This is a genomic window from Kitasatospora sp. NPDC057965, assembly GCF_042887135.1.
GTDB lineage: Bacteria > Actinomycetota > Actinomycetes > Streptomycetales > Streptomycetaceae > Kitasatospora.
In genome coordinates this window covers 331,082-342,377 of record NZ_JBHVPZ010000003.1, presented here as the reverse complement: position 1 = coordinate 342,377, position 11,296 = coordinate 331,082, and the positions used below count along the sequence as shown (strand labels likewise).

12 protein-coding genes are annotated in these 11,296 nt (G+C 73.4%); 7 read left to right on the top strand and 5 right to left on the bottom strand.

What is annotated here, in order from left to right; genetic code table 11:
• Nucleotides 1-33 precede the first annotated feature (33 nt).
• Complete coding sequence (locus ACFVVU_RS05435) at nt 34-897, bottom strand: hypothetical protein (protein ID WP_387788471.1); 864 nt, start codon at nt 895-897, stop codon at nt 34-36.
• A 302-nt stretch (nt 898-1,199) separates the two neighbouring features.
• Between ACFVVU_RS05435 and ACFVVU_RS05430 the strand changes: the two genes are divergently transcribed.
• The 3 genes from ACFVVU_RS05430 to ACFVVU_RS05420 all read left to right on the top strand — a co-directional run bounded on the left by ACFVVU_RS05430 (nt 1,200) and on the right by ACFVVU_RS05420 (nt 4,621).
• On the top strand, nt 1,200-2,066 hold the full coding sequence (locus tag ACFVVU_RS05430) for a helix-turn-helix transcriptional regulator (protein ID WP_355361593.1): 867 nt from the start codon (nt 1,200-1,202) through the stop codon (nt 2,064-2,066).
• Nucleotides 2,067-2,154: 88 nt separating this feature from the next.
• Nucleotides 2,155-3,612 (top strand): aldehyde dehydrogenase family protein, encoded by a 1,458-nt coding sequence (locus ACFVVU_RS05425; protein WP_387788470.1) that lies wholly within the window; start codon nt 2,155-2,157, stop codon nt 3,610-3,612.
• A 154-nt stretch (nt 3,613-3,766) separates the two neighbouring features.
• On the top strand, nt 3,767-4,621 hold the full coding sequence (locus ACFVVU_RS05420; RefSeq protein ID WP_387788469.1) for an SAM-dependent methyltransferase: 855 nt from the start codon (nt 3,767-3,769) through the stop codon (nt 4,619-4,621).
• Here the strand turns inward: ACFVVU_RS05420 and ACFVVU_RS05415 are convergent.
• Nucleotides 4,618-5,187 (bottom strand): Uma2 family endonuclease, encoded by a 570-nt coding sequence (locus ACFVVU_RS05415; protein WP_387788468.1) that lies wholly within the window; start codon nt 5,185-5,187, stop codon nt 4,618-4,620. The genes ACFVVU_RS05420 and ACFVVU_RS05415 overlap by 4 nt on opposite strands.
• 100 nt (nt 5,188-5,287) lie before the next feature.
• Between ACFVVU_RS05415 and ACFVVU_RS05410 the strand changes: the two genes are divergently transcribed.
• Both ACFVVU_RS05410 and ACFVVU_RS05405 read left to right on the top strand, forming a co-directional pair.
• Nucleotides 5,288-5,719: a MarR family winged helix-turn-helix transcriptional regulator gene (locus tag ACFVVU_RS05410; RefSeq protein ID WP_387788510.1), complete on the top strand. Its 432-nt coding sequence runs from the start codon at nt 5,288-5,290 to the stop codon at nt 5,717-5,719.
• A gap of 90 nt (nt 5,720-5,809) precedes the next feature.
• Nucleotides 5,810-6,721: an LLM class flavin-dependent oxidoreductase gene (locus ACFVVU_RS05405; RefSeq protein WP_387788467.1), complete on the top strand. Its 912-nt coding sequence runs from the start codon at nt 5,810-5,812 to the stop codon at nt 6,719-6,721.
• Nucleotides 6,722-6,761: 40 nt separating this feature from the next.
• Here ACFVVU_RS05405 and ACFVVU_RS05400 read toward each other — a convergent pair whose 3' ends face one another.
• Both ACFVVU_RS05400 and ACFVVU_RS05395 read right to left on the bottom strand, forming a co-directional pair.
• Nucleotides 6,762-7,691 (bottom strand): AraC family transcriptional regulator, encoded by a 930-nt coding sequence (locus ACFVVU_RS05400; RefSeq protein ID WP_387788466.1) that lies wholly within the window; start codon nt 7,689-7,691, stop codon nt 6,762-6,764.
• Between the two features lie 64 nt (nt 7,692-7,755).
• Complete coding sequence (locus ACFVVU_RS05395) at nt 7,756-8,682, bottom strand: NADP-dependent oxidoreductase (RefSeq protein ID WP_387788465.1); 927 nt, start codon at nt 8,680-8,682, stop codon at nt 7,756-7,758.
• A gap of 241 nt (nt 8,683-8,923) precedes the next feature.
• On the opposite strand from ACFVVU_RS05395, the gene ACFVVU_RS05390 reads away from it, so the two are divergent.
• Nucleotides 8,924-9,763 carry a MerR family transcriptional regulator gene (locus ACFVVU_RS05390; protein WP_387788464.1) on the top strand — a complete coding sequence of 280 codons (840 nt, stop codon included), beginning with the start codon at nt 8,924-8,926 and terminating at the stop codon, nt 9,761-9,763.
• Nucleotides 9,760-10,731 carry a BtrH N-terminal domain-containing protein gene (locus ACFVVU_RS05385; RefSeq protein WP_387788463.1) on the top strand — a complete coding sequence of 324 codons (972 nt, stop codon included), beginning with the start codon at nt 9,760-9,762 and terminating at the stop codon, nt 10,729-10,731. The genes ACFVVU_RS05390 and ACFVVU_RS05385 overlap by 4 nt, the downstream gene beginning before the upstream one ends.
• A 25-nt stretch (nt 10,732-10,756) precedes the next feature.
• On the opposite strand, the gene ACFVVU_RS05380 is transcribed toward ACFVVU_RS05385, so the two are convergent.
• On the bottom strand, nt 10,757-11,185 hold the full coding sequence (locus tag ACFVVU_RS05380) for a hypothetical protein (protein WP_387788462.1): 429 nt from the start codon (nt 11,183-11,185) through the stop codon (nt 10,757-10,759).
• Nucleotides 11,186-11,296 lie beyond the last annotated feature (111 nt).

Sequence of the window (11,296 nt, the reverse complement as noted above, 5' to 3'; positions counted from 1 at the left end):
GGGGCAGGCGCCTTTCGCGTTCCCGGGGGCGGGTCAGTCCTCGGGGAAGAGGATGGGGCGGCCGGCGAGATTGAGGACCACGCGGTCGCCCACGGGACGGGCCGAGCGGAACCGGACGTCCTCCAGGAACCCCGGGGGTTCGCAGTCGGCCGGCCGGTCGACGCGGCCGACCAGCACCAGGACGTCGGCGGTCTCGTACACCTCGCCCGGAAGGAGACGGGCGCAGCGCCGCAGGTGCACCGAGGCCTCCAGCCGCCGTTCGCCCTCACGATGCGCGTAGTCGGTGTCGGTGACCCAGGCGGGGAGGGTGTCGTCCTCCCGGGTATGGGGGCCCGGCGGTGCCTGGGACTCCACGGCGACGACGGCGTAGGGCTCGTCGAGGCCGGCGAACCGGAACTCCCAGACCGGGACCGTCGCCGTTCCGCGGCTGGTGCGCTGGGGCCGGGTCGCGGGCCGGACCTCGGTGACGGTGAGCACGGTGTTGCAGGGCTCTCTGGTGCAGGGGTCGTCGCGGTAGCGGACGAGGTTCTCGTAGGCGGCGCGCGGGTCGGTCAGCGGCAGAGCTGTGGACGTCCCGTCCGGGAAGGAGACCGTCCCGGTGCCGCGGGACGGCGGGAACCCGGCCGCGAGATCGATCCGGTCGCCGAGGAAGGCCGCGAAGGCGCCGTCGTCGGAGAAGTCCCTCGGCAGCCAGTATTCCGCCTCCAGGCTCGGGTAGTAGCCGGTGCGCCAGATCCGCTCGGTCTCGGAGCCGGGCCAGGCCTCGGCCACCTGACGGGCCATCTCCAGGGCCCTGCCGGCGGGGACCAGGACGTCGGCGGGGGCGGTGGAGGAGTCACCGGGGAGGAGGAGCACGGCGAGCAGGACCACGGCGGCGGTGCGAAGTCGTCTCAGCACATCGTCGGGGACGCCCGGAGGCGTGCCCGGGTTGCGTCAACGGTTGTCGGTTCCGGCCGAGTTGCGGCTCCCACGGGCACACCGGGGGGCTGGGGATGTGCATGGCGACGGCGGGGGACTAGAGTGCGTTCCGGGGAGCTACGAGTCGGCTACCGCGCGTATCCGGACGGCGGGCGTCCGGGCGGTCACGGCGGCGGCCGACGGCTCCGTCGAGGGTGTTCCGAGGACTGTTGTTTGTCGGTCCCTGATGGAAGACTGCGGCCGACGGCCGGGGGGCTGCCGAGGTGTGGAGGGTTGAGGCGATGGGTGCGACTCAGGCGGGTGGTGGTGCCACCGTGCGGCGTCTGCTGCTGGGGTCGCAGCTGCGAAGGCTTCGGGAGGCCCGGGGCGTCAGCCGGGAGGAGGCCGGGTACTCGATCCGGGCCTCCGAGTCGAAGATCAGCCGGATGGAACTCGGCCGGGTCGGCTTCAAGGAGCGCGACGTCGCCGACCTGCTGACGCTGTACGGGGTCGACGCGGAGCCGGAGCGGGCCTCGGTGCTGGGGCTGGTGCGGGCGGCCAACGCGACGTCCTGGTGGCACGGGTACGGGGACGTCCTGCCGGGCTGGTTCCAGAACTACCTGGGCCTGGAGGAGGCCGCCACCGAGATCCGCAGCTACGAGGTGCAGTTCGTCCACGGGCTGCTGCAGACCGCCGACTACGCCCGGGCCGTGATCACCCACGGCGGGCACGTCACCGAGCCGGCCGAGATCGAGCGGCGGGTGGAGGTGCGGCTCAAGCGCCAGGAGGTGCTGAGCGCCGAGCGGGCGCCGCGGCTGGTCGCGGTGCTGGACGAGGCCGTGCTGCGCCGGCCCTGGGGCGGGCCGGAGCTGATGCGGGCGCAGGTCGACCGGCTGCTGGAGCTGACCGAACTGCCGAACGTCGAGTTCCAGGTGATGCCGCTGGGCTTCGGCGGGCTGCGCGCGGAGGGCGGGGCGTTCTCGGTGCTGGCCTTCGACGAGCAGGAGCTGCCGGACATCGTGTACCTGGAGCAGTTCACCACCGCGCTGTACCTGGACAAGCCGGCGGAGGTCGCCGAGTACGCGGGGGCGATGGACGGTCTGGTGGCGGACAGTCTCTCTCCCGAGCGGACACGAGAACTTCTTCGCTCGGTACGCCAAGAGCTCTGACGGATAAGTACGATGAGCCCCGATCAGATCTGATCGCGAACGACCGCGAACGATGTTCGTGCGTTCCCGTAGGCATGAGAGGGATCAGATGTCGTACCTTTCCGAGTTGGCGCTGCAGTTCATCGACGGTGAGTGGCGCGAGGGCAGCGGCTCCTGGGACATCGTCGACGTCGACCCCTTCACCGGCGAGAAGATCGCCGCCATCACCGTCGCCACCGTCGAGGAGGTCGACCAGGCCTACCGGGCCGCGGCGCTGGCGCAGAAGGAGTGGGCGGCCACCAACCCCTACGCCCGCCGGCTGGTCTTCGAGCGCGCGCTGCGGATCCTGGAGGACCGCGAGCAGGAGATCACCCGGGACATCATGGCCGAGCTCGGCGGCACCGCCGTCAAGGCCTGGTTCGAACTCTCCCTCACCAAGGACATGCTGCGCGAGGCGATGCAGCTGTCGCTGCGCGCCGAGGGGCGGCTGCTGCCCTCCCCGGTGGACGGCAAGGAGAACCGGCTCTACCGGCTGCCGGTCGGCGTCGTCGGGGTGATCAGCCCGTTCAACTTCCCGCTGTTCCTGTCGATGAAGGCGGTCGCCCCGGCGCTGGCGCTCGGCAACGGCGTGGTGCTCAAGCCGCACCAGGAGACCCCGGTGGTCGGCGGCACCCTGATCGCCAAGATCTTCGAGGAGGCGGGCCTGCCGGCCGGCCTGCTGAACGTCGTGATCACCGACATCGCCGAGATCGGCGACGCGTTCATCGAGCACCCGATCCCCAAGGTGATCTCCTTCACCGGCTCCGACAAGGTCGGCCGGCACGTCGCCACCGTCGCCGCCTCGCACTTCAAGCGGACCGTCCTGGAGCTGGGCGGCAACAGCGCGCTGATCGTGCTGGACGACGCCGATGTCGACTACGCGGTGGACGCGGCCGTGTTCAGCCGCTTCGTGCACCAGGGGCAGGTCTGCATGGCCGCCAACCGCGTGCTGGTCGACCGCACCGTGGCCGAGGAGTTCACCCGCAAGTTCGTCGCCAAGGTCGCCACCCTCAAGGTCGGCGACCCCCGGGACCCGGCCACCCACATCGGCCCGCTGATCAACCCCGTCCAGGCCGACGCCCTCACCGCGCAGGTCGACCAGGCGGTCGCCGCCGGTGCCACCGCGCTGCTGCGCGGCATCACCACCGGCAGCCTGATGGAGCCCGTGGTGCTCGGCGACCTGCCGGCCGACGCGCCGATCCTGCGGCGCGAGCTGTTCGGGCCGGTCGTGCTGGTCGTGCCGTTCGACGGCGAGGACGAGGCGGTGCGGATCGCCAACGACACGCCGTTCGGCCTCAGCGGCGCGGTGCACACGGCCGACGTGGAGCGCGGTGTGCGGGTCGCGCAGCGGATCGAGACCGGCATGATCCACGTCAACGACGGGACCATCGCGGACGAGCCGGTGGTGCCCTTCGGCGGCGAGAAGAGCTCGGGCGTGGGCCGGCTGAACGGCGAGTCCACGGTCGACGCGTTCACCACCGTGAAGTGGATCTCGATCCAGCACGGGCGCAGCCGCTTCCCGTTCTGACCCGGGGTCCGGCCGTCCCTCCGCTTCGGCAGGGACGGCCGGGTTCCGCTTGCCGGCCGGGGCTGCCCTATGCTGCGCCTGTCGGATCGCATGGTGACCAGTGGGGACTGAGTTCGACCGTGTGTGATCGGAACGGACCTAAGGGGTGGCAGGGGTGACCGAGTTTCAGGAGATCGGCCGGGAGTGGCTCGTCGGTGACGAGGGCGACGAGGTACGGCCGCCCGCCGACCTGCGCCCCGAGATACCGCACCCCGCCCGGATGTACGACTACTACATCGGCGGCAAGGACAACTTCCCGGCCGACCGCGAGGCCGCGGAGCGGGTGCTCGGCATCAGCCCGATGGTGCGGATCAGCGCGCTGGCCAACCGGGCCTTCCTCGGCCGCGCGGTGCGTCACCTCGCCGGCGAGGGCATCCGGCACTTCGTCGACATCGGCACCGGCATCCCCAGCGCCGGGAACACCCACGAGGTCGCCCAGCAGGTGCGGCCGGACGCCCGGGTGGTCTACCTCGACAATGACCCGATCGTGCTGGTGCACGGCCGCGCCCTGCTGAGCGGCACCACCCCGGAGAGCACCTCGGTGGTCCAGGCCGACCTGCGCGACCCGGCCGCGATCCTGGCCCTCCCCGAGGTTCGGCGGGCGCTGGACTCCGGTGAGCCGGTGGCGCTGCTGCTCGTCGCCGTCCTGCACTTCATCGACGAGCAGGACGACCCGTACGGCATCGTGCGCACCCTGGTGGACGCCCTGCCGTCCGGCAGCCGCCTCGTCCTCTCGCACGGCACCCTGGACTTCACCCCGACCGCCGACGCCGGCCGCGGCCCCGCCGTCTACCGCAACGCCTCCGCCCAGCTGACCATGCGCACCCGCGAGCAGGTGCTGCGCTTCTTCGAAGGCCTCGACCTCACCGACCCCGGCCTGGTCACCGCCCCCCTCTGGCGCCCCGACGCCCCCGAGCAGCCGACCGACTCCCAGGTCGCCATCTGGGCCGCCGTGGCCGAGAAGCCCTAGCGGGGGTACCGGAGCAGTTCGTCGGTGGCGAGCTCGAAGGCGAACGGCTCCGGGATCGGCACGCCGTCCCCGAACTTCCCGGTCCACCGCTGGTGGTAGGTGCCGCCGCCGGGTTCGGAGTGGAGGGTGAGCGTGCCCTCGCGCGGGTCGATCACCAGGTAGAGCGGGATCGCCATCTGCGGGTAGTCGCGGACCTTGCCGACCAGCTCGTTCTCCGGGTTGGAGGGGGAGACGATCTCGACCGCGATCGCGGCCAGCTCGGCGGGCACCTGGTTGCCGCCGAGCTCGACGGTGTCGAGCGGGATGTAGGTCAGGTCCGGGTTGCGGAGCTTGCCGGTGGTCGGAGCGATGAGGTCGGTGTTCTCGCTGGGCATCAGGTCGGCCGGGCGGTGGGCATCGAACTGCTCTCGGACGATCATCAGATTGCGCTGGTGGATCACCGATGGGCCGGCCATCATGATGATCTCGTCACCCGACACCTCGATCTTCCAACCTGACGGCGCGGTGAGGCTCTGGGCGTAGGCCAGCAACTGCGCATGCCGTTCGGGGATCTGGAATCCGGTCATGGGGCCATCCTCTCACCTGGCGCCGATCGTCGAATCAGTAGTTCGTGTCGCGAATTACGACTGTTAGGCTGGGCGGGTGGACAAGAGCGAGGGTGGCGGAATCGGAGTTGTCGGGGCGCTGGTGCGGGCGGCGTTCCTGGTGGACGCGGTGTACGCCGAGTCGGCGCGTGAGTACGGGCTGACTCCGCAGCAGGGGCAGTTGCTGTGCGTGCTGATGGGGCGGTCGTACGTGATGGGGGAGCTCGGGGGGCTGCTGCGGCTGGCCAAGTCGAGCCTGACCGGGCTGGTGGACCGCAGTGAGCGCAACGGGCTGGTGCGGCGGGAGAGTTGCGAGGCGGACGCGCGGGCGGTGCGGGTCGCGCTGACGGTGGAGGGGGCGGCGCTGGCGGAGCGGTTCCACGCCGAGACCTGTCGGCGGGTCGACGGGCTGCCGGCCGGGCTCTCCGCGGCGGAGCGGGAGATGCTGGCCGGGCTGCTCGGGCGGGTCGTGCTGGACAACGAGGCGCCGCCGGTCTTCGGGGAGCCGGGCTGATCCCGATCGGCAGGGGTTGCAGTTCGCGCAACGAACTAATAGGTTCGTGATGCGAACTGCAACTCTTTTCTGCTTTGGGGGCAAGAGAACATGAGTCGTAGCAAGAGCGTCGTCTTCGGATTCGGCGCGCCGGGTGACATCGCCGACACCGGCCGGCTGCTGAGCGTCGTCCAGCAGGCCGACCGGGACGGGCTGGACCACTTCTCGCTGTCCGACCACCCCTACCTCGGCGGGCGGGTGGACGCCTACGCCGCGCTCGGGTTCCTGCTCGGGCGCACCGAGCGGATCAGCGGCTTCGCCAACGTCACCAACCTGCCGAGCCGGCCCGCGCCGCTGCTGGCCCGGGCGGTCACCTCGCTGTCCGCGCTCTCCGGCGGGCGGGTGGTGCTGGGCATGGGCGCCGGCGGACTCTGGGACCGGATCGCCGACCTGGGGGTGGAGCGGCTCACCCCGGGCGAGGCGGTGGAGGCCTTCGAGGAGGCGATCCTGCTGGTCAAACGACTGTCGGGCGGCGGCGAGCCGGTCACCCACGAGGGCCGGCACTACCGCGTGCGGCGGATCGAGCCCGCGCCGGTGGCCGCGCCGCCGGTGTGGACGGGCTCCAACGGCCGCAAGTCGCTGGCCGTCACCGGCCGGGTCGCCGACGGCTGGATCCCCGGTCACGCCGCGGACTGGCTCAGCGAGCCCTACCGCACCTCGCGGCCGGTCGTCGACGAGGCGGCCGCCGCCGTCGGGCGCGACCCGCGCGAGATCCGCACCGTCTACAACCTCCCGGGCCGGATCACCGAGCGCCCGCTGGCGGCGACCCGGAACGGCGAACGGACCTGGCTCGGCGGCTCGGTGGAGCAGTGGGTGGCCGAGCTGACCGGCGCGGTGCTGGAGCACGGGGCGTCCGGCTTCACCCTCTTCGCCGCCGACCACGGCTCGCCGGACCCGCTGACCCTCGGCCGCTGGGCGAACGAGATCGCCCCGGCGGTCCGCGAGGCGGTCGCCAAGGGGTAGCGGCGGCCGCGCCGCGAGCACGTGCGGACGCGGCGGGTGCTCAGGCGGCCCGGGACTCGCGGCGGTAGCCGCCGGGGGCGAGGCCGAACTCCCGCTTGAACGCCTTGGCGAAGGCGTACTCCGAGCCGTAGCCGGTCCGTGCGGCGACGGTGGTGAGCGGAGCCTCCGACTCGCGCAGCAGCCGGGCCGCCGTGGTCATCCGCCAGCGGGTCAGGTACGCCATCGGCGGCTCGCCGACCAGAGCGGTGAACCGCCGGGCGAACGCCGCCCGGGAGAGCCCGGCCCGGGCGGCGAGCGACTCCACCGTCCACGCCGTGGACGGCGCCTCGTGGATCGCGGTGAGCGCCGGAGCCACCGCAGAGTCGCCGAGCGCCGCCGCCCAGCCGGCCGCGGTGGCGGGCGGCTGCTCCTCGAACCACGCCCGCAGGATGTACAGCAGCAGCGAGTCGATCAGCGCCGGGACGATGCCGGTCGACCCGATCCGCGGGTTCTCCAGCTCGGCGCCGAGCAGCTGGACGGCCGCGCTCAGCTCCGGGTGCCGGCCGTGCCGGGTCTGCAGGTGGACGATCGCCGGCAGTTGGCGCACCAGCGGGTGCGGGCGGGCCTGGTCGAGGTGGTAGTTGCCGCACAGCAGGCTGGTGCGCGGCCCGTCCCCGCCGATCGACACGGTGCCGATCGGCAGGGACGGCCGGTAGTCCGAGGCCTGCTCGGGGGTGATGGGGGTACCGGGCCGGTCGGTGAGGATGTGGCCGCGGCCGTCGCGCAGGAACACCACGTCCCCCGGGCTGAGCGCGATCGGCGCGGCCTCCTCCTCCAGCGGCACCAGCCAGCACGTTCCGTACAGCACCACGTGGAACCCGGCGCCGACGACCGGGGGCAGCCGAAGCCCCCACGGTGCCCGCCCCTCGGTGCGCACGGAGGTGGGCTGCCCCGTACGCATCGAGCTCAGTGCCTCGCTCAGGATGTCCACGCGCCCTCCCCGTTGCCGAGCCGTCCCGGGCAAACCCTACGGAACCGGGGAACCCGGCGGAAACTCAGCCGACGGTCAGGACGATCTTGCCCTGGGTGCGGCCGGTGGAGATCAGCTCGTGCGCCTTGCCGGCCTCCTCCAGCGGGAAGGTCTCGGCGATGTGCGGACGGATCCGGCCCTCGTCGACCAGTCGGGCGATGGCCTCCAGCGAGGCGTAGTCCGGCTCCACCGAGACGCCCGCGAACCGCCGCCCGGCGGCCTCGACCTCGGTGGCCAGCGTGGTGTTCCAGTGCTCCATGATCGAGACCAGCACACCACCCTCGGGCAGCACCGCCAGCGAGGCGGTGCCCTGCGAGGAGGAGTCGAACACCACGTCCACCTGGCCGACCCGCTCCAGGAACCCCTCCTCGCGGTAGTCGATCACCTCGTCGGCGCCCAGCGAGCGCACGAACTCGTGCTTCGGCTCGCTCGCCAGGGCGATCACGTGCGCGCCGCGCGCCTTGGCGATCTGCACGGCCAGGTGGCCGACGCCGCCCGCCGCCCGGTGGATCAGCACCCGCTGCCCCTCGGCCAGACCCGCCGCGTCCACCAGGCCCTGCCAGGCGGTCAGCGCGGCCAGCGGCAGGGCCGCGGCCTGCACGTGGTCCAGCGAGGCGGGCTTGCGGGCCACCTGGCGGGAGGGCACCGCGACGTACTCGGCGTAGCCGGTGGCGGCGCGCGGGAAGAACGGCATCCCGAACACCTCGTCGCCGACCTTGAAGCGGGCGCCCGGCGCGGCCTCCTCGACCACGCCGGAGATGTCCCAGCCGACCCCGAACGGCGGCTCGCCGAGCAGCGGGTACATCCCGGAACGGACCGCCGCGTCCACCGGGTTGACGCCGGCGGCGTGGACGCGGACGAGCACCTCGGCGCTGAGCGGGGTGGGCCGGTCGGTCTCCACGACCTCCAGGACCTCCGGGCCGCCGACGGTCTGCTGGACGACTGCACGCATGGGACTGCTCCTTCTCGGAACTTCGCTGAGGGGGACTCTCGGTGACGTGATCAACGGTAGGCAGGCCCCGCGCGCGGCTGAATATCCCGCTGTCTCGGGAAGATGTCCCAACGTCTCGCCCGCCGGCCGTCCTGGACGCCCGGACCGTCGCGGACGCCGGGACCGTCGCGGACGCCCGTGCCGTCCCGCACGCCCCGACCGGAATGGACCCTCCCACGGCGGGAGGGTCCACGATGGGCCCGTGCGAGACCCAGACGACGTCCTGCGGGACGACCTCCTCACCATCGGGCGCTTCGCCCGCCTCTGCCGGCTGAGCGTCAAACAGCTCCGCCACTACGACGACACCGGCCTGCTGCCACCGGCCCGGGTCGACCCCGCCACCGGCTACCGCTACTACGCCCCCGGGCAGGCCCGCGACGCGCTCACCGTCGCCCTGCTGCGCGAACTCGACGTGCCGCTCCCGGTGATCGCCGCGACCCTGGCGTCCGCCGAACCGGAGCGGGCCCGGCTGCTGCGCGCCGAACGCGACCGGGTCGCCGAGCGGATCACCCGCGACCGCGCCCGCCTGGAGCTGCTGGAACGCCTCGCCGACGGCGGCGGACTGCCCGGGTACGAGATCACCCTCGGACAGGAGCCGCGGCGCCGGCTGGCCGTCGTCCGGGCGGTGGCCGGGCCCGGCGAGCTGGCGGAACGGATCGGCGGGAGCGTCGGCCGGCTGCTGGCGGCGCTGGACGGCACGCCGTGGCGGCCCCCGCTGTGGGGGCTGTTCCCGCTGGACCTCGGGGACGGCATGCGGATCGCGGTCGGCGCGCAGACCGCGGAGGAGCCGGGTGCGCTGCCGGACGGGCTGGAGTGGGAGGTGCTGCCCGGCGGGCCGGCGGTCGAGACGGTGCACCACGGCCCGTACACCCAACTGCCGCTCGCCTACCACGCGTTGCTGGCCGCCGTGCACGAGCGCGGGCTGCGGCCGCTGGCGCCGGTGCGGGAGGCGTACCTGGTCGGGCCGGGGGAGGCCCCGGCGGAGGAGTGGACGACCCGGCTGGTGGTCCGGGTCGAGGAGCGGACGGAGGGGACGGCGTGACGGGGCCGCGCGCGGGCGAGCACTGCGAGACGACGACGCTGGACGTGCTGCTGCGCCACCAGGGCGTCGAGCTGTCCGAGCCGATGCTGTTCGGGCTCGGGGCCGGGCTGTCGTTCGTCTACTGGGACGGCAAGGGCCTGGACTTCCCGTTCCTCGGCGGGCGGGTCAAGCCCTTCGAGCTGACCCGCGCCCTGGCCGCCCGGCTCGGACTGGAGCTGGAGGTCCGGGAGACCGGATCGGCCCGCCGGGCCTGGCAGAACGTGGCCGTCGAGCTGGACGCCGGGCGCCCGGTCGGGCTCCAGCTGGACAGCTACCACCTGGAGTACTTCACCTCCCGGGTGCACTTCGGCGGGCACATGGTCGCGATGGAGGGCTACGACGCCGACCGCGCGCACCTGGTGGACACCGCGCAGCAGGGCGGCTCGGTCACCACCAGCCTGGCCTCGCTCGCGGCGGCGCGCGCCGAACGCGGCCCGATGACCGCCCGCCACCGCTCCTTCACGCTCGCCCTGCGCGGCGAACTCCCGGACCTGCGGGGCCTGCTGGCCCCGGCGATGGCCGACTGCGCGAGGGCGTTCCTGCATCCGCCGATCGCCAACCTCGGGCACCGCGGCATCGCGAAGGCCGCCGCCGCCGTGCCGGGCTGGCTGGCCCGGGCCGAGCAGCCCGCGCGCCAACTGCCGCAGGCCGCACTGATGATGGAGCGGGCCGGCACCGGCGGCGCGCTGTTCCGCAACCTCTACCGGGACTTCCTCGGCGAGTGCGTCGAACTGCTCGGGGGCAGCCGGGTGCGGACCGCCCACGAGCGGTACATCGTGGCCGCGGCGGGCTGGACCGAGGTGGCCGCGCTGGTCGCCGCGGCCGGGGAGTCCGGGGACGCCGCGCCGCTGGAGCGGGCCGGGCGACTTCTGGAGGACCTGGCGCGGATCGAACGCGAGGCGATGGGGGAGCTGGCCGCGCTGCGTTAGGACGTGTCCGACATGCCCCGGGGCCTCAGCGGCCGGTGGCCAGCTCGCCGATCCGGACGAGGGGGCGTCCGGAGCGTCGGCAGTGCCACCAGGCCTGCGCCCCGGCCGCGGCGGCCACCAGCGGGTGGGGGTGGCCGGGGCAGGCGGGCCACTGGACGAACTCATGGCCGGCCAGGTGGTCCTGCACCCGTTCGGCGACGTACGCGGTGAGCGGGCCGGGCGGGAGGTAGGGGTCCGTGTCCTGGGCGAACAGCATGCCCCGGTCGGCCCCCAGGCCGAGCAGGAAGCCGCTGTGGTGGTCCTCGGAGAGCTCCCAGCGGACGCCGGCCGGGAGCCGGTCGCCGGCGGGCAGGTGCCGCAGGTCCCGGCCGATCCGGGCGCAGGCGTCGTGGAACTCGGCCGGCACGTCCGGCGGGGGCGTGCCGTCCAGGGGCCAGGCGGCGATGGTCCGCATGCCGTCAGGCTAGCCGGGAGAGAGCCGGAAGGGGACGGGAACTGGGACGGGAACGGGGGCGGGAACGGGACCGGCCCCGGGGTGTGGACCCCGGGGCCGGTCGGGTGCTGC